Here is a 21696-nt window from a genome sequence, read left to right as displayed (position 1 = left end):
TATGGAAAAGAGTCAGAATAAACAATATACTAGCTATACAGTAATTGTTGAGGTGAATATCAAATGGATGAAATCGATGAATCAAAACAACTTGTGTTACAAATCGGCAGTGCCTTGAAAAGGTACAGAAAAGAAAAAAACATGAGTCTGGAGGATTTAGCGGAATCAACGGGCGTAAGCAAACTTACTCTGGGGAATATCGAACGCGGCGAGACCAATCCGACTTTGGCGATGATATGGAAAATTTCAAAAGGCATCTCTTTACCGCTGTTGGCCTTGTTCAAATCAGAGGACCCCGTTAGCTTGTACCGGGCAGGCGAAGGACTCCGGTTTTCGAATGACAATAAGAATTGGAGCATAGAGCCCGTCTTCAAAAATGCCAGCAATGATATTGAAATGTGCCGGGCTTATTTAAATCCTAATAGTTCTTACCATCCTGAAGGTCATCATGTAAATACAACTGAAATTGCAACAGTAATGACGGGTTCTATTGAAATTCAAGTCAATGGAGAGCGTTACACCTTGAATCAATATGATACAATCAGTTTTCGTGCAGATAGTCCTCACTCTTATACCAATAATACGAATAGCGAAACAGTACTCCATATAGCCTTGAAATACGGTTTCTAAAAATAAAGATAAATCTCCACTATAATATGCAACTCTGTATTCCATTTATATATGGGAACGCAGGGTTGTATTTTTGTTATTATCGAATGTAATAATTTTAAACATCAAGGAATTTAAATTCTTCAAAATCAGTAATTATAAAATACTTATTGTTAATTTTAATATATTATAATATACTTTTAATGTCCGCGCGGATAATATAATATATTTTTCTGGTAGGAGAATGAAGAATGCCGAATAAAAAAATTTCACCATCATCTATTGGGCTACTAATACTCGGCATTATCATTATTGCAGCTAATTTACGTGCTCCCTTAACCTCAGTCGGTCCTTTAGTAAGTCTTATCAGGGATGACGTTCATATTTCTAATACTTTAGCGGGCCTCTTAACAACGGTACCTCTGATTACCTTTGCTATATTATCGCCTCTAGTGCCAAAACTGGGACGGAAGTATGGAGTGGAACTTTTAATCTTGATTGCCCTGATCTTTTTGACTGTTGGTATTGGAGTACGTTCTTTATCTGGCGCTGTAAATCTGTATATTGGAACAGCAATTCTCGGATTCGCTATTGCCGTTTGTAATGTATTATTACCGAGTCTAATCAAACGTAATTTTCCTGACAAAATCGGTTCGATGACTGGTATTTTTGCAATTTCAATGAGTTTATCCGGAGCCGTCGCATCGGGAATCAGTGTACCGCTAGCCGCGAATGCTGGTTTGAAATGGCAGGGCTCCTTGGGAATATGGGGAATCCTAAGCTTTATATCAATTCTCTGCTGGTTACCTCAAATGAGAAACCATACAAAGCAAACAGCCCCGACGAGTCAACTGCATGCGGGCAATGATGTGAATGTTTGGCGTTCACCTCTTGCATGGCAAGTGACCCTGTTTATGGGTATGCAGTCCATGATTTTCTATGTACTGATCGCTTGGTTGCCTGAAATTCTACAACAGCAAGGCATTGACTTAAACCAATCAGGATGGTACCTCTCAATTATGCAATTGGCGCTGCTTCCATTTACCTTTATTGTCCCTGTTATTGCCGGGCGCATGTCAAACCAGCGCTCCCTGGTGGTCATCACAACCATTTTACTTTTGACAGGAACGCTCGGAATGCTTTATGGAAGCTCTAATATCATTTTGTTGTGGATCATAATACTCGGTATTGGTGGGGGCTTCGCCTTTAGCTTATCCATGATGTTTTTCGGGTTACGTACTCATAACGCGCAGCAGGCAGCAGAACTGTCAGGCATGGCGCAATCGGTCGGATACCTTCTTGCCGCAATCGGTCCTGCCCTTATCGGTTATCTGCATGATGCCACAAATAGCTGGAACCTGCCGCTCTACATTCTGCTTGGAGCTTCAGTCCTACTCTTCATAGTCGGTATAGGAGCAGCAAGTAACCGTTTTGTAGGCAGCAAGTCAAGTCAACGTGGCTAATGCCGGCCACAAGGCTTCACCTTTGTAGTAAAGGAGAACATGCTGATATTCTTGACCTAAATAGATAAATGATTCAAAACCAATAAACGGTATTAATAAGGGTTATATACCAAACAAATCCTTATTATGGTATATAATGAATAATATTGAGATTATATAGCGCTTTTGAAAGGAGGTTATTTCATATTCAGGTACTAACAATTTTCATAAAACCCTATGAGTATGGAGGTAAATGAATGATGAAAAAGAACGGTTTCAGAAAAATAGTATCCCTTGGAATTATTCTATGTTGTTTTTTTCTTGGGATCGGGTCAGCATATGCATATAATTTTGTACATGACGCAGGCTACAGGCCGCATCCTTCCAGCGGCGGAGCGATTGTCGTAAGACCATTCAATGGGTTTGATTCAAATAGTATTACCGCAATGCAAAATGGTGCATCGCAGTGGAATGCTGCAGGTGCAGGAACTCTAATAAGTATTGGTGCCACATCTACTAATACTGCATATCCCAATGATAACGATCTTAATCAAGTTACGCGCGGGGAACGGGGAACAAATGAGTACCTGCAACAGACACATTATACAACAAGTGGATGGGTATACGATGGACTTTGGCCTAGGAAAGCTTTATACGAAGCTGATATAGACGTAAACGTATCTCATCCCTGGTCTAATAATCCTGCAGGTCATCCGGATTTTTATGATGTTGGAAATAGTTTCACACATGAACTTGGTCATTTGCTTGGACTTGATCATTCAACCGTTGCTGGCGCCACTATGATATCCGGCTCTTCTAAAGGCACTATTTATAAACGTGATCTCGCCGACGATGATAAAAGTGCTATTGTGGATTTATATTAGAAACACATAAAGGAGGCCTATCATGAGGAAAATTTTCACTGTCGCAATTATTTCATTTATTTTAGGCATAGTAGTATTCAATATTATTCCAGAACACAAAACAGTTATCATTGCAGGTGATATCCCACTGTTAGATAAACGTGAGTTAATTAACAATTCATCCGTAATAGTCAAGGGAAAAGTCGAAAATATACTACCTAGTAAGTGGAGTAATCCAAACCAAGAAAAGGGAACAGAAATAAGAAATATTGTACAAACGGATATAGAAATCAGCATACAAGATGTTTATAAAAATATACCTTATAATAAAGAAAAAATTACCGTCCGAATAAACAGTGGTGAAATAGGGAATACGAAGGTTATTTCTGAGGGTTACCCAAGCTTCATCCCCGGTGAGGAGGTCGTTCTGTTTCTATCAGAAGATGATAGTGATTTGGCCAATTCAGGCGAAGACTATTATGTGTTAACAGGGATGCTACAAGGAAAATTCTCATTTGTTTCCGATGGTACCAAACAGGAAGAAATCCTAAAAAATATTAGCACTATTGATTTACCACTTGAAAAAACAACATTTAATCCTGCTACAATACAAGAAGAAATTGAAAATACCCTGGAAGACTTAAAAGCAAATCCAATACACGAGATGACAAAAGAAGAAATTCGCATCAATAATGAAAAAATATTTGGTGATTACTCTCAATAATAGACAAGTGGGTGGATAAAATTTTTAAAAAAACCTTCATCTTGATTGTATTCATCCTCGTCCTTCAAGGATGTTCACTTAAGGATAACACTACTGAATATCCTGTACTCCCCTACCCACCAGTTATTGTATGGAATAACAAAGCCTATGTAGTTACTGATGACACAATCGCAGCAGAGCGGATAGGCAAAGAAATCGGAACTGTAATAAGGTACATCGACCCGGACAAATCCTTGCCGGAGAAAGATGGAGATTCAACCATTGCCCCGAAGGGGAGTCCATTTTATGAAGTTGAGGGCCAGGACGAGGCTTCCGTTATCGCTGTCCTGATTGAAGGAGAGTATAGAAAAGCTTTCAGATAACTGCACGGTAATAGGAATACCTATCCAAAAGGCTGCTGCTTTCAGTGATGAAAGAGCAGCTTTTTGGGTATCTGTAACATGGTTACCTTTTATAAAAACACCTACTGCTGGGAAGCCGCAGCATCGTCAGCCTTCACACAATCAATGGCGACAACAATCGCGATGATGACCGCCTCCATCTCCTCATTCAATACTTGAACACTGTAGCTGTCGCCCCAGGTGAACCACTTCTTGTTGACTTCACCTATGACGGCTCCGCGTTGGATAACCTGAAAATCCATGTCCCACCAATTCCCATGCACCTCAATGTCAGCCGAATCTATCGTATAGCGTGCTTTCAAGAAAGAGAACTCCTTCTTAATCGTGAGCACCTCCCGGCCGTCCACCTCCACAAAAAACTTCGGTAAAAAGCTGAATACCTTCTTGGTAATCAGTGCGACTTCCTCATCAGCCGTATTCATAATGGCGAATGTCTTAGGAATCCGCATAAAGCTGCCTTCTACATAATAGACATCCTGCTCCTGCTGATTCTTCACCGTAAACTTCTCTCTTAGACTGAACACCTTCTGCTTAATAAAAAGCTCCGTCATCTCCGTCTCCCCCTTCGATATAGCCTATTCCCATAACTTTCTCCCTCCAGTATAACCCAAGTATATCAAAGATAGGATCTCTATACCTTCACCTGTAGAACAGAATGCTTTACCAGCACAGCCCAAATTACATTAATGTCCTATAGTGAACTACACACCACCTAAGAGGTGGGTGCTTCTTGGTCAATAGAGCTACTGCTCCAAGTTTACCCAAGCTTATAGGCTAGTTCCTAACCCGCTAAGGGCCATTTACATGGCTAGTTGTAGAAGATTCAGTGCCGCATTCCGGTCTCTGTCATGCTCCGTATGACAGGCAGGACAGGACCACTCCCGTACGGCTAGGTTCTTTACTTCTGCATTTTTGTAGCCACAGCAGGAACACAATTGACTGCTTGCAAAGTGTTTGGGGGCAATGATTAATTCTCTGCCGTACCATTTCGCTTTGTAGGTCAGCATGTCTCTGAACAGGCTCCAAGACACTTCGGATATGGCTTTGGCTAACTTATGATTCTGCATCATGTTCTTTACACGCAAGTCCTCCATCACGATCACTTGGTTTTCGTTTATCATTTGGGTGGACGTTTTGTGCAAAAAGTCTTTCCGTTGATTCGCTATTTTTTCATGCAGTCTGGCGACCTTCAGCCTTGCTTTATACCGGTTACGGCTCCCTTTCTTCTTTCGTGACAAGTCCTTTTGCAGCTTGGCTAATCGTTGTTCAGACTTCCGCAAGTACTTCGGATTCGGTATGATTTCGCCATGTGAAGGAATCGCAAAGTCTTTCAACCCCAGATCCACACCGATCTTCGTCTCGAGTGGGGGCAATGGGATGATATCCGTTTCCACCAATACGGAAGCGTAATATTTTCCCGTGGGTGTTTTGGAAATGGTGCATGATTGAATACGTCCCTCGAATGGACGGTGCAGCTTGATTTTGATTTTCGTTTTTAGTTTGGGAATTTTGATCCTTCCCTCTGTAATGGCAATGGTTCCCTTCTGGTTATTGGTTGTGAAGCTATGGCTATTCCTCTTCTTGCTCTTGAATTTTGGAAATCCCGCGTTCGGTTCACGGAAGAAATTCTGATACGCCTTCTCTAAGTGAAGCTGGGCATTGGCTAAGGCTAGACTATCCACTTCTTTCAGCCAGGCAAAATCCTTTTTGTAGGGCGCAGGTGTCGTTTGGAGCATCGTTTCCGTTTGCTTGTAATGTTCAATCTTGTCTGCAAGCATTCGATTGTAGATGAAGCGAACAGCGCCGAATACTTTAGTGAAGTACTGCTCTTGCTCAGAGGTGGGATGGATTCGATACTTAGAAGCCTTTAACACCTGCCACCTCATTTCTGACCTTGAGATTCGATGTACTTCCGGATGACTTCAATCGGCGCACCGCCAGTCGTCAGTAGACAATAACTTCTGGACCAGAAATATTCCTTCCACAGCTGTTGACGAATTACAGGAAATTCTTTCTTAATTAGACGGGAGGATGCACTCTTATAAGCGTTCAGAAATTTAGAAATATCGCTATTGGGGTGAGCTTTCATTAGAATGTGAACATGATCCTTGTCATGCTTCCATTCCTGCAGGGTGATATTGTAATTAGGCTGAATAGACTCAAATATCTCTTGTAACCGATTCGAAATGTCATCGTCTATTACTTTTCTGCGGTACTTCACGACTAGCACAAGATGATAATGAAGAGAGAATACTGAATGATTATTTGTGTCTAATTCCACGGATATCACAACCTATTTCATAATACTACTGAATAGTTTTATTGTAATATTTTAGGTTGTATTTGTCTATGAGAAAGACCGATTGAAATAACCTATACCGCAAGCGATGATTCTTACCCAGCCCATGTAACCGCCAAAAAAATCAGCAAAATCAGGAAATAATTTAAGAATTAATTAGTACTGCTTCACGCACAAATTTCCCGGATGAGAGAATTACCTCACCGGGAATTTTTAATATAGCTCCAATTTAAAACATTTGGCAGAATCCGATGCCTGCTCGGATATGCAACAGTTATAGTAGTACCCGGATTCAACTGCGCGAACTTCGTTAATCGTGGCGGACGAATCCCAGCTCCAATTCATAGCTTTAAGAATGAATTGAAACCTCAAACAGCAAGTCCCTATTTCACTTCACTTAGAGACTTGCTGTTTTTTTGTATTATTTGGTCATTCGTAGAAAAAACTTTTATTTGAACTGGAACCAGGTTAAATTGGCAACTGTGGTGGAATCTGATTTAACAAAAGTAACATATACAGAATGAGTTCCTACAGCTGTCCCGGCATTAAGCGAGATATTCTTGAGGGACCATGTCTGCCATCCGCCTGTGGTTTCTGCCGTCCAATAACCCAGCATAGTGCCTGTAGGACTGTCCAAGTGGAATTCTATCCTTCCGCCGGAGTTAGCGGATGCAACCTTCAAATCAATACTTGTTTTAGCTGTACTGCCAAAGTCTACATTTTCAAATGCGATATAGTCGCCATTACTCCCTCCGCCAACATCCAGCCCGCCATCCGTGCTTTCCTCATAGGATATAACACCTGAACTAAGGTTATAACCTTCCGCTTCAAATTTCAATGTGTTGAATTTTGGAGCTGCAGCATAGCTGTTAGTATCTGTTATTTTCAAATCCGCCAAATTATTTACCGCAACTCCACCAACGCGAACATTGTTTAATGTAACTCCGGAGACAGTAGATGTGTCACTCCAACCCTTCATGATTGAAACTTCACCTAAAGCGCGTAAATTGATATTATTATAGACCACATTTTTGATCGGACCGGTTTTTGCAGAAAGATCAAACCATCTGGAGTGAACACCGGATCTTGGCCAGAAGCCTTCTACATCTATATTGTCAAATATGATGTTTTGTGCTGCTGGAGTCCCATAAAGATGACCTACCGCCAAAGCGCGCCAGCACCGGTATACATAAGAGTTCTTAACAACGATGCCATCCTGAAGCTGTTTTACTCCATCTCCGACCTTGAATGCTCCGCATCTGCTCCAAGCCAAAGCATCATCCACAACTACATTAGACTGGTTTTCAGGAGTTCCCGGCCAGTTAGCAGCGATATCCGTAGTGGCTACATCCCAGGTCTTAAATGAGTAGGTGTCATCCTCCGATACTGCTACAGTGTGCTTAATGAGTACATTCTGGCTCTCTTGAATATCTATAGCATCATTTTCATAATCAAGTTCATTGTTGTTGAAGTGCTTGGTATTCTGGAAGGTTACGTTATTAGATCTGGTAACGATTGTAGCCCAGCCGCCGCTATCTCTTATGGTTATGCCGTCAACCGTGAAGTTGCTGCACTGCAAGGGTACAAGAATATTGTTCAAATAATTGTTTGTATTTCTCATATAATGGCCATTGCCGTCAATAGTCCCTCTGCCGTATATCTTAATATTGTTTGCATTGGTTTCGGTATAAATAAACCATGTTCCATCCTTATTCAGAGAATTCTTATGGAAATGGGTAGTGTAATCGCTTGGATTTCCTGAACCCCTTATAACAGAACCACCCTCCAGATAAACCGAAACATTGCTTTTTAGAACAAGGTTTCCGCTCTTGTACACTCCGGCTGGAACGTATACGATACCGCCACCTGCTGCGTTAGCCGCATTGATGGCGTTCTGTATTGCAGTTGTAGCCAAAGTGGCACCGGTACTGTCGGCACCGTACCCGGTTTTAACATTGTATATACCTGTACCGGATGAAGCCGGAACATTAGTTTCAAGAGCATCTGCCGCAATGACCAGATCTTTCAGGTTATTGATTTTAACTATAAGATAGGTTGGTGATGAAATTGTAAATGTGAGTGTGTTTCCGCTCTTTGTTGCTGTGATTCCCAAAGCTTTGGGAGAAATATTATAGGTATTGATTGTCTCGCTTGCTGTTATTGTGATTGTAGTCGTACCTGAAAAAGAGAAATTACAATAATTATAGTTTACAAATACTTCCGAAGTGTCGGTTACCGGTATATTCGTAGAGTCTGCTGTTACCGTATATTGACTGGTCGTGGTATAGATCGACGGTAATGGATAGCTTACAATTGTACCCGCCGCGCTTGCTGTCAAAGGAAAGACTGGTAACAGGTTGGCCATACAAAAAATTAATAATGCACTTAATAATTTGAACCTTTTCAACATCATTAAACACCTCTTTCATATTTTTTAGCAAACACCAGGTCATCAGTGAATCATGATTTCACCAGTGATGCTCTATTACTTTTTTCATAAAATCGACCATATTCCTGTTCAGCTTCGGAAGTGGCAGAGTAATACTAACCTTTTCTGCATCAGCAAAGTTTCCTTTTTAAAATACGGCCCCGGTTTTGTTGCACCTTGTGCAGGATTTCTGCGTTGGTCGCTACTACTGAGCTTTATTGTTGCATTTTATGCACAATCAATCTCCGCGCAAGCCGCTCAATCATGGCACATGACCCCACTGTTACTCCGCATTTCCGCCCTCAGCCTGCTTCCAATCTTATCTATGCTCCGGCTCCAGACAGAGCCGGAGCAGATCGTCCACATGGGCCGTTGCCAGACATTCCACCGTATCCGCAGAGCCGTAATAGATCTTGACCTCGCCGTCATCCTCCAGAATCATCCCACCTGGGAAAATCACATGATTGCGGAAGCCCCCGCCAATCTCATAGTCTGTCTCCGGTGCCAGCAGCGGCTCCCCTGCTCATGCCGATCACCTTGCGGGGATCCTCCAGATCCAGCAGCATAATTCCGGCGGTATAGCGCTTCTTCCAGGTGTCCTCCCAACCCCACATCCACCGCATGGAAGGTGGTCAGCCAGCCCTTATCCGTCCGGACCGGAGGTGCGGACGGGCCAATCTTGTCATTGGCAAACGGCACCTGCTCGACGGCGAGCAGTAGGCTGGAGTTGCCCCAATGCTTCAGGTCCGGCGACTCGGAGATCCAGGCATCGAAGCGGTCCCGGCCGCCGCGGCTGTATACCGTGAAGGGACGCTCCAGCCGGACATACTTGCCGCCGATCAACTCGGGAAACAGTACCATATTGCGCAGGTCCGGTGTAGACAGGCTGAGCACCTCGAAGTGTTCCAGATCATCGGTAACCTCAGAGATGTTATTTGCATACGCTTCATCATTGGTAGTTCCCCCTTTATATCCCTTATGTATTCGCTTACAACCTGATTATAGACGGATTGGCACATCCGGATAAGGCGGGTAAGCCCACATTAAGGGCAGATTTCTGCGGCAGCTTTATACAGAGAAGGGAGGCCACCTCCGCCCTGCGGACATGCCTCCCCTGCGCATTCTTATTCTTTTCCAAGATAATGCAGTAATTATGAAATTCTTATCCAACGAATTATGGTACAATTCCATTTAATTATGGAATTTCACAGTCTTTCTTATCATCATGCCAATAATCTACTCAACCGCACCGGCTATACCCGCAATTCCCGCAAGTCTTACATCCCTCAATATTAATCAGCGATGCGCTTCCGCAGGAAGGGCAGAGATCCCGCGAAGCCGTAGCATGGCTATGTGCTCCATGACCGCCATGTCCATCATCAGTAGCCGTAGCCGGAACACTTGATTTCAGCTCGGCGTTCAGCGCTTCGTTGAAATCAAGCTCCAGTGTAGCTGCGATTGGAGCGGGCACATGATCGTCATGGGCGTTGTTCAGCACATGGGTTTCCAATGCCTTGGCTACGGCGTCAGCAATGGACTCGACGCGGTTCGCACCGAAGCCGATGGCGCCGGAGCCGCCGATGCCTTTGAGATGCTTGATCAGCAGCTCGACCTTCTCACCGTGATCACCGTAACGCAAGAACAGCGAGCAGACACGGCCTAGTGCTTCCGCCATGGCGAACACGTCGGAGCCGGCTTTGCCGACGTTCAGGAAGATTTCGGCCGGCGTGCGGTCGAGATCATTGATGGTGATATACGCCATACCGAATGGCGTGTTGATCTTATAGGTAGCGCCGCGCAGAACCTGCGGGCGTTTCTTGTATTGTTTGTCCACTACATTAGCCGCAGGCTGTGGTGCAGGTGCTGCTGCAACTGTGACTGGAGCCGGAGCAGCTTCAGCTTCCACGGGCTCCGCTTCCTTCGTCTCAACTGCCGCCGGAGCGTCTTTCTTTTCTTCCTTCTTCGTCGTTTCCAGCACCTGTACGTCACGGCTGCCGTCGCGGTAGATCGTTACGCCTTTGCAGCCCAGGTCGAAGGCCATTTCGTACAGCTCGGCGGTTTCTTCCACGGTGAAGTCGGACGGGCAGTTCGCCGTCTTGGAGATCGAGCTATCCACCCAGCGCTGAATTGCAGCCTGTGCACGGATATGATCCTTAGCGGACAGATCCATCGAAGTGACAAAGTATTCAGGCAGCTCTTCACCCGGATGGGCTTCCAGCCATTCCTGAGCAATCGGCACGAACTGCTCGTCATAGCCCAGACGGCTCTGGCGGTAATATTTGAATGCGAAATAAGGCTCGATACCTGTCGAAGTGCCGACCATGGTTCCAGTACTACCTGTAGGTGCCTGGGTAATCACTGTAACGTTGCGCATGCCGTGCTTACGGATGGATTCGCCGACTTCCGGATAGACCTCGGTGATATTACGCATGAAGCCGCTCTGCAGATATTTATCGGTGTCAAAAGCCTGGAAAGATCCCTTCTCGCCAGCGATCTCAGCAGAGGCCAGATAAGCTTCGCGGGCCATGAAGCCGTAGAGCTTGTCCAGGAACTCCAGGGATTCCGGGCTGCCGTAACGGATATTCAGCTTGATCATTAGCTCAGCCAATCCCATTGTGCCGAGTCCTACGCGGCGTTCGAGCTTCTGGTTGGCTTCATTTTCCGGGAAATGATACGGTGTCTTGTCGATGACATTGTCCAAGAAACGCACGGAATAACGGGTCGTTGTCGCCAGATCTGCCCAGTCCACGTCGTGATTCTCCGCATCGTAGAACTTGGAGAGGTTGACGGCCGACAGATTGCACACGCCCCAGCCCGGCAGACCCTGCTCACCGCATGGATTGGTGCAGATGATCGGGTTGAAATACCAGCTGTTGGACATCTGGTTGTAATATTCCATGAACACTACGCCCGGCTCAGCCGACTTCCAGGCCGATTCGATAATCGTATGCCACACATCGCGCGCTCTTACGGTACGGTAAGGAATAACGCGGCGGCCGTCTGCTTTCCATTTATCTAGATCGCCGTCCCAGATTGTATCGTAATCCGGATCGGTGGTATCCGGGAAGACCAGCTCCCAGTCCAAATCTTCCTTGACGGCTTTCATGAAGGCATTGCTTACGCATACCGACAGGTTGGCATTCGTTACCTGACCCATCGTCTGCTTCACGGTAATAAAGTCCACCACATCCGGATGCCAGTCATTGATCATCAGCATCAACGCGCCACGGCGGCTTCCGCCTTGCTCAATCAGTCCGGTCGTATAGCTGAAGAGGCCGCCCCAGGACACTGAGCCGCTGGATGATCCGTTCACGCCTCTGACAATGGCGCGGCGCGGACGCAACGAAGACAGGTTAATTCCTACGCCACCGCCGCGGGCCATGATCTCGGTCATTTCGGAGAGCGTCTGCATGATTCCGCCGCGGCTGTCTTTGGGCGAAGGAACGACATAACAGTTGAACAGCGTAAGCTCCTCGCTTGCCCCTGCACCAGCAGCAATCCGTCCGCCGGGTACCAGCTTCCAGTCATCAAGGATAGAACGGAACTTGCCTGTCCACTCTTCCTGAAGCTCGGGAGTCTGCTCTACGGAAGCCATCGCTGCCGCAAGACGGTCCCACATTTCCTCCGGGGTCTTCTCAATATTCAGTGTCAGCTTCTCCACATCCGATTGCACGAGCTCACCGCTGCGGGTCTTCACCGTAACAATCCGGCCTGTGCGCTCAACAATCTCGCCAACCTCCTTGGTTGGAAATTTCGGATCATCCTTCGTCAGGACGAGCACTACATCGCCTACCTTGGCATTGTTGCTGTCCGCGTCCTTCCAGGCATAACGGTCCAAAAATATTTTCTCACTCAGCCCCTCAAGACGCTGCTTGCGTTCCACTGTACTCAATAGAAAAACCTCCCGGATGATTGATAGGTAATACTTCCGTTCCTTGGTGTGGGCTTAGATTTTTTGTAACCCACAACAAGAACTTCCGGCGGCAGGTATCCGCAGCCTGCATGTACAGCGGAAGTTCCTCTTGTCAATAACAAATAACCGCAAAAAACCGCGATTAATCAAATTTTCAAGCTTTTGTAACAATATATTGTATACATCAGCTTTTCAACTATACCACATATTGTATCAGAGTTCTTTTTCCAAAAAAGCGGCACATGGCGGGAATTTCGGAAAAACGGTAAAAGATAGTGGATTTTCTCCCTCTTTCTCGCTTTTTTACAGGTTCCAAATTGATAAGCTTCCGGGGCCGGAAGACAGATTCCGTCACGGATATCCAGGCTCCGCAGAGCTGACCGCACCACCAGCAGCAGTACCATCGCAAGGCCCAAAGCGGATACTTAACGGCAGCAGCCGGAGGATAGCAGGTTATGAAATCTCTCTTTTACGCGCATACTACTGCTACGCATTTCGATATGAAACCGCGCCGGAGGAGGCTGCAACATGACGCAATTATTCCGCAATTCCTTGCCGCAAGGGGGCAGTACGCCTGCCCCGCTGCTGCCTGTTCCTCTGTCCTTTGAGCGTAACTGGCTGCAGGACCTGGAGTCTAAGCTCGACAAAGGCGGACCTTGGGGAGACTGGAGATTATCCCGGCTGGCCGTACAAGGTGAACAATCGGGACTAATCACGAGCTTCGATGAGCTCCAGTGTCTGAAGCATCTGTCCGGGTTGTCCCCGCTTCCCCACCAGCTGGATACCGCCCATAAGGTGCTGTTTGAAATGTCAGGCCGGGCCATTCTGGCAGACGAAGTGGGGCTAGGCAAGACGATAGAAGCGGGACTGATCCTCAAGGAATATCTGGTGCGCGGGCTCGTAAGTAAAGTTCTGATCCTTGTCCCTGCGTCTCTTGTCCTGCAGTGGGTGCGCGAGCTGAACAGCAAATTCGGTATTTCAGCCGTGGCACAGAAGAAAGCCTACTCCTGGGGCAATGACATTGTTGTCGCCTCCATGGATACGGCCAAGCGTGATCCGCACAAGGAGATGCTGCTGAGCCAGGAATTCGACATGCTGATTATCGACGAGGCCCATAAGTTGAAGAATAAGAAATCAACGAACTATCTGTTCGTGCAACAGCTGCGCAAGAAGTACTGCCTGCTGCTCACCGCCACTCCCGTGCAGAATGACCTCGGCGAGCTGTTCAATCTGATCACATTACTGAAGCCGGGACAGCTCGGGAACCAGGGGGATTTTGCCACCAATTTCGTAGTCGATAAACGCCAGCCCAAGAACGAAGTCCAGCTGAGGGGCGAGCTCTCCAAGGTGATGATCCGCAACCGCCGCGGCGAAGGTCCGGTGAACTTCACGAAGCGCAAAGTGCGCAACATCCCGCTCACCCTTTCTTCAGAGGAGAAAGAATTATATGACGGCGTCACCGCCTTTGTCAAAGACCAATATCAGGAAGCGGGCGGCAATCTCAGCAGTATGCTCTCTTTGGTTACGCTCCAGCGCGAGGTATGCAGCAGCCGGGATGCCGTGTTCGTCACGCTTGTGAATCTGATCAAGAAGCTTCCGGCGGATTCACCGAAACGTGAGCGCATGATGAGTCTGCTCCAGACCATCCGTACCGTTAAGACGAATACCAAAGCGGAGAAGACGATGGAGCTGATCCGCCAAATGAACGAGAAGGTCATCGTCTTCACCGAATACCGGGCGACCCAGGAATATCTGCTGCAATATTTCCGTGAGCATGGACTGCAGTGTGTCACTTACTCCGGCGGGATGAACCGTGGCAAAAAGGACTGGATGATGGACCTCTTCCGCGGGCGCGCCCAGGTAATGATTGCTACGGAAGCAGGCGGCGAAGGGATCAATCTGCAGTTCTGCCACCATATGATCAACTTCGACCTCCCCTGGAACCCGATGCGGGTAGAGCAGCGGATCGGCCGGGTACACCGGCTTGGCCAGGAGAACGATGTAGTCATCTACAATCTTTCTACCGAAGGTACGATCGAGGAGCATATTCTTCACCTGCTGCATGAAAAAATCAATATGTTCGAAATGGTTATCGGCGGGCTGGATGTCATCCTGGAACGTTTCGAGAAGAAGGAATCGCTTGAGAAAAGCTTATATAAAATCGTTCTCGAAGCCCGCAGCGACGAGGAGCTGCGCAGCGAGCTGGATCAGATCGGCGATACGATCAGCGAGCTGACCCATGCCAATCTGGACGAAAGCGAGGTGGCTCCTTAATGCTCACCCCTGTGGAAGTACGCAAACAGGTCATGGATTATCTGGAAGCAACAGAGTGCACGATTCTAGAATCCTCTCCGCTGCATGTGACGGTGAAGCTCTCGCCGCGCGCGGACCGGATGCTGACGGATCGCCCTTATTACTGGGGATTCGTGGAGCGCACCGGCGTAGATCCCGAGACCCTGTCCTTCAGCTTCGTCTTCGATCCGCAGAAGTACGATGAACTGGCCGCGCAGGCCGCTGCGCCAGCGGCACGGCTGCGCGGCGGGGCGGTCCGCCCGGCGCCAGGACCTCTGCCGGGCGGCAACGGTGCGGCGGATGCAGAGGCAGGCGCGGAGCCTGGCGCTGCAATGACTGCTGCACCCGGAGGTGTGGTGCCGCCCGGGGTCTCCGCTGATCCGGAGGACAGCATCCTCGCCAGGTACTTCGGCATCGTCCCGCAGCTGCCGCGCATCGGGCCGGGCATGATCCGCCGCGAGGATGTGACCTACGGCAGCAAACGCCTGCGGCAGATCTGGTCAGCGGCACGGGATGAGGGCAAATGTCTGCAGCTGTTCGAGGATCCGGGACTCCGGCAGCGGACCACGCTGTTCTCAGCCGCCTACGAGCCTTGGCTTGCCGTCTGCTACAAGGTGGAGATGACCTGTGATCTTAAGCGTGAAGAGATGCATTTCATCGCGGTGTCACTGACCTCCGGGCTGATTGTTCCGGACTTCGAGGCCCGGCTGGCTTCGCGGGAGCTTACGCCAAGGCTGCCGGAGAATATCCACATCCAGCCTTCCGAGCTGTCCGTGAGCGCCGGAGCCGACAGGCTGGAGGGATATCTGACCTCGAAGCTGGCTCTGCTTGATTATACCTGGGCCGAGGAAGCCCGCGAACGCCTGCGGCTGGAGCTGAGCATCGTGGACATCTATTACGAGGAGCTGCTGAAGGAGCAGGATGAGGAGAAACGCCTTGGTATAGAGGAGCAATACAACCGCCGCCGCAAAGAGACCACCTGGCAGTATGAGCCGCAGATTGCAGTTTCTGCCGTAACGTACGGGCTGTTTCACCTGCGCAGCACATAGAATGCGACCCGGCTCGCTAAAAGCAAACAAAAAAACAGCGGAATTCCCGCAGGCTGCCGCGACAGTAAGCAACAGCCTTTTCAGGGCATGTCCCCTACAATTAAAAGTATGGAGCAGAACCTGCCGGGCTCCGGCTTGCCGGACCCGGTAATTCTTGCGATTAACCTTTGGAACAGGAAAGGTGAACGATAACATGAAAATCAAAGCGAAGCAGAAGGGGCCGCTCGGGCGGCGTACCCGCCTGCTCCTCTGTCTGACTCTCGGGCTGACACTGTTCGCTGCCAGCGCCTCCCCGCCTCCGGCGCTCGCGTCAATAGGCAGCAGCCGGGCCACTGTCACACAAGCCGTCCTTCAGGAGATGCTGCCCGGACTTGTTATGACACAATCGCCCGCATCTGGAACCTTGCAGGATTTCACCCGTCTCACAATTAGCCAATTGTCGACGGATGCTCCGTTTACGGAATGGAAGAATGCCGGAACTGAGGTTTACCCTCTGGGCCCGGGGACACGCAGCTGGCTGGTCAATGTGATGAACGGGGAGCAGCGGATCGGATACCTCATTATTTCTGCTGCGGATGGGGGCAAATATCTGCTAAGTGAATACGGGGCCGGTACCTATGGCCTCCCTTATAGTATGAGTGATCTGCGCCAGTATCTGGTGCAGGAAGGACTGATTACCTCCTCTTATTCCGGTAAAATAGAACTATCGGCGCTGTACGCTCCGCTGCTGCCGGTCTGGAAGCTCACGCTTGCGGACAAGACGCTGTATCTCAATGCCTCAGTACTGCAGGTACTGCCTTGGAGCCTTAGCCAGGCGAACCGTATTCTGGACAGTCAGCTTGATGCCAAAGCCCTGGTGGTCTACACCGGGTCTGGACAACAAGTCCGCACTCCTCTGCCCGCTCTGCTCAGCGGCGGGCAGGATGACCCATATGCAGACTTACTGTGGCTTACTGCTCCTGAGCTGAAGAGCATCAGCGAAGTCAGCTTAAAGACTCTGCTGACAAGCCGCGGCAGCCTTGCCTTCCAGTCGACAGGACGCAACGATGCCTTGGGTGCTCCGTTCATGATTACAGGCTGCCAGAGCTGGCTTCCGGCCTCTGCGGGAAGTAATGCGGGTGCTGAACCGGCAGTTATATACGCCGCTGCCGGTCCAGGGGCGAAGCGGTACCTTCCGCTCACAGCCCTCCAGAAGTACGGAACCTTCCACAAGCCTCCGCTGCCGCTGTCAGGGGGAACGACGCTCGGCGCGGCGCCGCATTAATCAGCGATGATCCTATGTACAGCTGTACATGCCAAACAGCCTTCCAGTCAGCCGTGTCAAGCGGCTTTAAGGGAAGGCTGTTTCGGAATTCGGGTGAGCTGCGATGCTGCTTGGCTGGCTACTCCGGATCCTTGCGGCTCCATTTGCTTCGCCAGACGGACCAGGCGAGCGGCAGCGTGCCGAACCATTTCTCGGCCCAGGGCTGCTTCTCTGCCTTCCGCCTTGCATGTACGGCGCGCGGGTCCTCCATATATATGACTACTTTCTCCGTAATGTATTTCACCAGATCATCTCCGCTGGTTGCCATTACTATCCCTCCCATGCAGGCAGCTGGCGGGTCGCCGCCTGCTGCCCTGCCCTTTTCTCCATGGTTATAGTGTGCTCCAAATCCCTGCTCTCTAAACCGGACTGCTGAGCTTCGTATAGGTTTGGCTGTTAAGGCACAATCTAACAGAGATTCCACACCTAAGATACCAATGATGATTCCGGCAGGGAGGTTATTCACTTGAGAATTTCGGAACTTTCACAAGAACATACTGCAGGACAGGCAAGCCAATCAAGGAGTCATTTCCGCCCCGGGCCAAGACTGCGGAGGATACTGGCATCAGTTGGAGTGCTGCTTCTGCTTACAGCGGGAAATGCAGGGACTCTCCAGGCCGCCACACCGGGGGTAGACCACTTAACCGACAACACGTCAGACCGCCAGCATATGCTCGGTCATGACCAGCGGATCATTCTGATTGATGCCGGACACGGAGGGATTGACGGCGGAACCTCACACGGCACCATCCTGGAGAAGGATATTACCCTGGCGATCTCACGCCGGCTGTTTCTCCTGCTGCGCAGTGACGGCTTCGATGCCATACTGAACCGGACCGGCGATTATGCGCCGAGCGATGAGAATCTCTGGCTGCGCAGCAAATCCCGGCACCTGCGTGATCTGGCCCAGCGCAAGGAACTGGCCGAAACGCTGCCTGCGAATGTCGTGGTCAGCATTCATATCAATTGGGCAAAGTCACCCTCCAAGCATGGTCCGCTTGTGTTGTACCGCCAGGAAGGACGCAGCTTCCTGCTGGCCAGAATGATTCAGGATCAGCTGAACGGGCTGTATGGAATGAAGAATGATCCCAGACAAGGCAAACCCTTCTACCTGCTCAACAAAATAACCGCCACAACGGTTATCGTCGAGGCGGGATTTGTAAGCAGTCCGGCGGACCGCGAGAAGCTGTGCAGCCCGAAAGGGCAGGAAGAGATTGCCGAGGCGGTTGCCAACGGAATTGCGGCGTACCTTATGGAAGTGTGACCTGCGAATTCCATTTCCATTCTTCCCGGACAAGCTCGGAGATTCCTATAAACTCAACACTGTCCTTCATTCCGGCAATGCCGCTGCGGATGCCCGCTGCGGTTTCTTTGCCTTGAATGCCGACATGGCCAATAGTCACGCAGTATCTCTGGCTCATGGCCCGCTCCTGGACCAGCTTCATCTGCTTAACCACATGGCCGGCAGAATGCACGTCGTCCAGGAAAATGTGGTTCTCCACTGGCGGGAGTCCCAGCTCCCGGGCCATTTTACCGGCAACTGAGCGATAATTGGTATGGCTATCTACGAAGAAAAGGCCGCGCTCCTTGCAGACCGCGAGCACAATCCCCATCACCCGCTCGTCACCGGTCACCTTGGAGCCCATATGGTTGTTAATGCCAATTGCATAAGGAACATTATCAAGCGCTGCCTCCACCCGCTGGCGGACTTCTGCATCACTCATCCGGGTGAGCACCGCACCCGGTCCAAGCCATTCCGGCTTGCCCTGACGCGGCTCCATCGGCAGGTGAACCAATACATCGAAGCCAAGCTCATGCGCACGGCGTGCATCCTGCTCGCTGGAGGGCAGGAATGGCATCACTGCAACGGTAATCTTGACCGGCAGCTTGAACATCTCCTCCGTGCCCCGCATGTTGTTGCCGAAATCATCGACAATGATGGCCACACGGTTAGGCAACTTCTTATTCTCCACTTGCTGGTTAACTGAACCGCTGTTTCCGCTGCTGCCTGCATTCGCACCGGTTACCGGACGGAGCGCGGAAACTGCAGCTTCAATGTTACGGGCAGAGTGCCCAACAGCCAGCTGTGCGGCAGATACCGGCTGAGGCGCTGAAGAAATCAGCGTGGTTATCAGAACAACTACGGCGGCCAAAGGATAGAGAATGATGTGCTTTACTCTATGATTGCTTTTCTCCAAACTGAAACACCTCCTTCGTGATTCAACCATTGTTCTCATTGTTTGGCTCACGGAGGATAAATATGTACGCTGAACTTACGCAATAATTAACAAGACCAAAAATAACCCCACTAAACATCCTTTAAGAAACCTGTGCTCCGCGGCGGTTGGCTTCAAGAATCGCAGCCAGCACCTGCTGCGGTGTCACCGCAAAAGGCATATTGGCCATTGGACTGCCCTCACTGCAGCTGGCCTCGGCGGCATAGAGCAGCCGGTCCTGTGCAACATCCGCTAACCCCAGCTGAGCCAGCGTTATAGGCAGACCTGCCCCCCGGCAGAAATCCACCGCCCCGCTGATCTCGGCTTCCGCTGCTCCTTCAAGGATCAGCTGTACCAGTGTGGTGAACGCCACTTTCTCCCCGTGAAGCACGGTCCGGCATTCCTTAAGCAGCGTCAGGCCGTTATGAATGGCATGGGCCGCTGCCAGTCCGCCGCTCTCAAAGCCGATGCCGCTGAGATATATATTGGCTTCGACAATATGTTCAACTGCGGCAGTGACGCGTCCGTCAGCGGCATCCTGCAGCGCCTGCGCACCGTCGGCGAGCAGCGTATCCAGACATGTACGGGCCAAAGCCAGGGCCGCCAGAGTGCTTGTACCTCCGGTGCTGGTAACTGCTCCGGATCTGCTGCAGGCTCTTGCTTCGTAATACGTCGACAAGGCATCCCCCATGCCCGCTGCAAGCAATCTTACAGGGGCTTTGGCGATAATCGCCACATCTGCGACCACGATATCCGGATTGCGGCGCAGCGGCAGATACCGGTCGAATTCGCCCGATTCGCTGTAGAGGACCGACAGGGCGCTGCAAGGCGCGTCTGTTGACGCTACGGTCGGCACAAGCATCACCGGGAGCCCGGCGAAATGACTGACGGCTTTTGCCGTATCCAGTGTCTTGCCCCCGCCAATGCCCACAATGACATCCGCACCGCCGCTACCCAGCTCTTCCACAATCTGGTCCACCTGTGTAAGACTGCACTCGCCCTTGAATTCACGCAGCAGCAGCGGAATCTGCTCCGACGCGAAGCCCTTGCTGATCTCTTGCCCGTACAAGGAGAGAATATAGGGATCTACAATGGCATAGGCTCCTCTCGCCCCCATCTGCAGGCAATACACCCCCAGCCTCATAATCTCCCCGCTGCCCTGAATATATTTTGACGGTGAATAGATGATCTGTGACATGATGAATACCTCCTGCTCTAATTCTTTTCATTCTAAGGAAGAATCTGGGATCCGGCAATGACCAAACTTCGCTAATCCTGATGTTAATAATAGTTAGCATAAATAGTAGTTACATAAAATGCGGTCACAGGGGCCGCACCCCCTCTACGCTGAACGATTTGCCGCATATTAAGTGCCGGTTATCCAACTGTTGTCTGGGAAGGGCTCTTCCGGTCATGAGCAAGTGTAGAAAATCCAACTATTTCCCACCTCCGATGCAGTCAAACTTTTGCCCATGCTGTTCCTCCGGTGCTTCAGCGAGAAATGGGATAAGTTATCATGTGAAACAGATACATTCGGGCTCAATTATTATATTAGCAAAAAGCCCCACTCCAAAGTGATTTGGAATGAGGCTGTGCGGGAATTGGGTCAGCGTTTGCGGCGTTCAGGCATTTTGCGGGTATCGCCGGTCAGCTCACATTTCTGCGGTCCAAGATTGCCATGCTCAATCTTAGTGTCAATAAAATCCACAATCTGCTGCAGCGAAGCGATCTGCTCCAGGATCTTCTGTTTATGATTCAGGATCATCTCATGCAGCTCCGGATATTCGGACAGGTCTGAATCAAGAGACAGGTTGAGATATGGCCGCATGTCGTCCAGCGACATTCCCGTCTTCTTGAGGCAACTGATCAGCTTCATCATCTCCAGATCCTGATCACTGTAGATGCGGTGGCTGTTTCCCTTGCGCTGCGCCCGGGGCAGCAGTCCGATCTTCTCGTAATACCGGATGGTATCTTCCGGGATCCCGGTCCGCTCCGCTGTTTCTTTGATAGAATATCCATGAATGATAATAGCATCTGTCAGACTCATAGGCCCACCTCATTTGAATTGTATGGTCTTCAGTTCATTCTATTGTATAACTTGGAGTCAGCTCCAAGTCAATCGTTAATTTCCGGCCTTGACTTGGAGTCGGCTCCAAG

18 protein-coding genes and 2 pseudogenes are annotated in these 21696 nt (G+C 49.4%); 10 read left to right on the top strand and 10 right to left on the bottom strand.

The genetic code is table 11. From position 1 onward, the window contains the following. The first annotated feature begins 63 nt into the window (after positions 1-63). From R50912_RS12300 to R50912_RS12280, 5 genes are all read left to right on the top strand, one after another. Positions 64-630 (top strand): helix-turn-helix domain-containing protein, encoded by a 567-nt coding sequence (locus R50912_RS12300; RefSeq protein ID WP_042135880.1) that lies wholly within the window; start codon positions 64-66, stop codon positions 628-630. Positions 631-860: 230 nt separating this feature from the next. Continuing rightward, positions 861-2072 carry a CynX/NimT family MFS transporter gene (locus tag R50912_RS12295; protein WP_042235137.1) on the top strand — a complete coding sequence of 404 codons (1212 nt, stop codon included), beginning with the start codon at positions 861-863 and terminating at the stop codon, positions 2070-2072. A gap of 236 nt (positions 2073-2308) precedes the next feature. Further along, complete coding sequence (locus R50912_RS12290; protein WP_042235135.1) at positions 2309-2935, top strand: matrixin family metalloprotease; 627 nt, start codon at positions 2309-2311, stop codon at positions 2933-2935. A 22-nt stretch (positions 2936-2957) separates the two neighbouring features. Further along, on the top strand, positions 2958-3638 hold the full coding sequence (locus tag R50912_RS12285) for a hypothetical protein (RefSeq protein WP_042235133.1): 681 nt from the start codon (positions 2958-2960) through the stop codon (positions 3636-3638). Positions 3639-3649: 11 nt separating this feature from the next. Then, positions 3650-4000, top strand: a complete 351-nt coding sequence (locus R50912_RS12280; RefSeq protein ID WP_042235132.1) for a hypothetical protein — start codon at positions 3650-3652, stop codon at positions 3998-4000. A gap of 101 nt (positions 4001-4101) precedes the next feature. Here R50912_RS12280 and R50912_RS12275 read toward each other — a convergent pair whose 3' ends face one another. From R50912_RS12275 to tnpA, 3 genes are all read right to left on the bottom strand, one after another. Then, positions 4102-4590: an LURP-one-related/scramblase family protein gene (locus R50912_RS12275; RefSeq protein WP_042235131.1), complete on the bottom strand. Its 489-nt coding sequence runs from the start codon at positions 4588-4590 to the stop codon at positions 4102-4104. 249 nt (positions 4591-4839) lie between these two features. Next, entirely contained in the window at positions 4840-5913 is a 1074-nt protein-coding gene (gene tnpB / locus R50912_RS12270; protein WP_042235130.1) for an IS200/IS605 family element RNA-guided endonuclease TnpB, read from the bottom strand. A gap of 8 nt (positions 5914-5921) precedes the next feature. Beyond that, positions 5922-6320 (bottom strand): IS200/IS605 family transposase, encoded by a 399-nt coding sequence (gene tnpA / locus R50912_RS12265; RefSeq protein ID WP_156123092.1) that lies wholly within the window; start codon positions 6318-6320, stop codon positions 5922-5924. Between the two features lie 273 nt (positions 6321-6593). On the opposite strand from tnpA, the pseudogene R50912_RS36445 reads away from it, so the two are divergent. After that, a pseudogene (locus R50912_RS36445) lies at positions 6594-6695 on the top strand (hypothetical protein); the annotation flags it as partial. 91 nt (positions 6696-6786) lie between these two features. Here the strand turns inward: R50912_RS36445 and R50912_RS12260 are convergent. The 3 genes and pseudogenes from R50912_RS12260 to R50912_RS12250 all read right to left on the bottom strand — a co-directional run bounded on the left by R50912_RS12260 (position 6787) and on the right by R50912_RS12250 (position 12658). Continuing rightward, positions 6787-8751: a carbohydrate-binding protein gene (locus R50912_RS12260; RefSeq protein ID WP_063840070.1), complete on the bottom strand. Its 1965-nt coding sequence runs from the start codon at positions 8749-8751 to the stop codon at positions 6787-6789. A gap of 334 nt (positions 8752-9085) precedes the next feature. After that, positions 9086-9687: pseudogene (locus tag R50912_RS12255) on the bottom strand (glycoside hydrolase family 130 protein); the annotation flags it as partial. Positions 9688-10006: 319 nt separating this feature from the next. Continuing rightward, complete coding sequence (locus R50912_RS12250; protein WP_042235129.1) at positions 10007-12658, bottom strand: adenosylcobalamin-dependent ribonucleoside-diphosphate reductase; 2652 nt, start codon at positions 12656-12658, stop codon at positions 10007-10009. Positions 12659-13207: 549 nt separating this feature from the next. Between R50912_RS12250 and R50912_RS12245 the strand changes: the two genes are divergently transcribed. From R50912_RS12245 to R50912_RS12235, 3 genes are all read left to right on the top strand, one after another. After that, entirely contained in the window at positions 13208-14953 is a 1746-nt protein-coding gene (locus R50912_RS12245; RefSeq protein WP_042235128.1) for a DEAD/DEAH box helicase, read from the top strand. Further along, positions 14953-16020 carry a YqhG family protein gene (locus R50912_RS12240; RefSeq protein WP_042235126.1) on the top strand — a complete coding sequence of 356 codons (1068 nt, stop codon included), beginning with the start codon at positions 14953-14955 and terminating at the stop codon, positions 16018-16020. Before R50912_RS12245 ends, R50912_RS12240 begins: the two co-directional genes overlap by 1 nt. A 193-nt stretch (positions 16021-16213) precedes the next feature. Continuing rightward, positions 16214-17284: a hypothetical protein gene (locus R50912_RS12235; protein ID WP_052416254.1), complete on the top strand. Its 1071-nt coding sequence runs from the start codon at positions 16214-16216 to the stop codon at positions 17282-17284. A gap of 118 nt (positions 17285-17402) precedes the next feature. Here R50912_RS12235 and R50912_RS12230 read toward each other — a convergent pair whose 3' ends face one another. Then, a complete protein-coding gene (locus R50912_RS12230) occupies positions 17403-17591 on the bottom strand; it encodes a YqzE family protein (protein ID WP_039308983.1) in 189 nt (62 codons plus the stop codon). 198 nt (positions 17592-17789) lie between these two features. Between R50912_RS12230 and R50912_RS12225 the strand changes: the two genes are divergently transcribed. Next, on the top strand, positions 17790-18587 hold the full coding sequence (locus tag R50912_RS12225) for an N-acetylmuramoyl-L-alanine amidase family protein (protein ID WP_231637835.1): 798 nt from the start codon (positions 17790-17792) through the stop codon (positions 18585-18587). On the opposite strand, the gene R50912_RS12220 is transcribed toward R50912_RS12225, so the two are convergent. The 3 genes from R50912_RS12220 to R50912_RS12210 all read right to left on the bottom strand — a co-directional run bounded on the left by R50912_RS12220 (position 18574) and on the right by R50912_RS12210 (position 21586). Continuing rightward, the gene (locus R50912_RS12220) at positions 18574-19521 is read right to left on the bottom strand and encodes a divergent polysaccharide deacetylase family protein (protein WP_231637834.1); all 948 of its coding nucleotides are present in this window, start codon (positions 19519-19521) and stop codon (positions 18574-18576) included. The two genes, R50912_RS12225 and R50912_RS12220, sit on opposite strands and share 14 nt — an antisense overlap. 121 nt (positions 19522-19642) lie before the next feature. Then, complete coding sequence (locus tag R50912_RS12215; RefSeq protein ID WP_042235122.1) at positions 19643-20737, bottom strand: glycerol dehydrogenase; 1095 nt, start codon at positions 20735-20737, stop codon at positions 19643-19645. Positions 20738-21145: 408 nt separating this feature from the next. Beyond that, the gene (locus R50912_RS12210) at positions 21146-21586 is read right to left on the bottom strand and encodes a MerR family transcriptional regulator (RefSeq protein WP_042235121.1); all 441 of its coding nucleotides are present in this window, start codon (positions 21584-21586) and stop codon (positions 21146-21148) included. Positions 21587-21696: the final 110 nt, after the last annotated feature.

The organism is Paenibacillus sp. FSL R5-0912, assembly GCF_000758605.1.
GTDB lineage: Bacteria > Bacillota > Bacilli > Paenibacillales > Paenibacillaceae > Paenibacillus_AQ.
Note: the sequence above shows the minus strand (reverse complement) of the source record. Positions and strands in the feature narration are given on the sequence as shown.

Excerpts from the sequence above, each read along its gene's own strand:
- R50912_RS12300 (WP_042135880.1), top strand. The coding sequence starts at position 64 with ATGGATGAAATCGATGAATCAAAACAACTTGTGTTACAAATCGGCAGT.
- R50912_RS12235 (WP_052416254.1), top strand. The coding sequence starts at position 16,214 with ATGAAAATCAAAGCGAAGCAGAAGGGGCCGCTCGGGCGGCGTACCCGC.
- R50912_RS12290 (WP_042235135.1), top strand. The coding sequence starts at position 2,309 with ATGATGAAAAAGAACGGTTTCAGAAAAATAGTATCCCTTGGAATTATT.
- R50912_RS12230 (WP_039308983.1), bottom strand. The coding sequence starts at position 17,591 with ATGGCAACCAGCGGAGATGATCTGGTGAAATACATTACGGAGAAAGTA.
- R50912_RS12275 (WP_042235131.1), bottom strand. The coding sequence starts at position 4,590 with ATGACGGAGCTTTTTATTAAGCAGAAGGTGTTCAGTCTAAGAGAGAAG.
- R50912_RS12285 (WP_042235133.1), top strand. The coding sequence starts at position 2,958 with ATGAGGAAAATTTTCACTGTCGCAATTATTTCATTTATTTTAGGCATA.
- R50912_RS12260 (WP_063840070.1), bottom strand. The coding sequence starts at position 8,751 with ATGATGTTGAAAAGGTTCAAATTATTAAGTGCATTATTAATTTTTTGT.
- R50912_RS12245 (WP_042235128.1), top strand. The coding sequence starts at position 13,208 with ATGACGCAATTATTCCGCAATTCCTTGCCGCAAGGGGGCAGTACGCCT.
- R50912_RS12295 (WP_042235137.1), top strand. The coding sequence starts at position 861 with ATGCCGAATAAAAAAATTTCACCATCATCTATTGGGCTACTAATACTC.
- R50912_RS12210 (WP_042235121.1), bottom strand. The coding sequence starts at position 21,586 with ATGAGTCTGACAGATGCTATTATCATTCATGGATATTCTATCAAAGAA.
- R50912_RS12215 (WP_042235122.1), bottom strand. The coding sequence starts at position 20,737 with ATGTCACAGATCATCTATTCACCGTCAAAATATATTCAGGGCAGCGGG.
- R50912_RS12240 (WP_042235126.1), top strand. The coding sequence starts at position 14,953 with ATGCTCACCCCTGTGGAAGTACGCAAACAGGTCATGGATTATCTGGAA.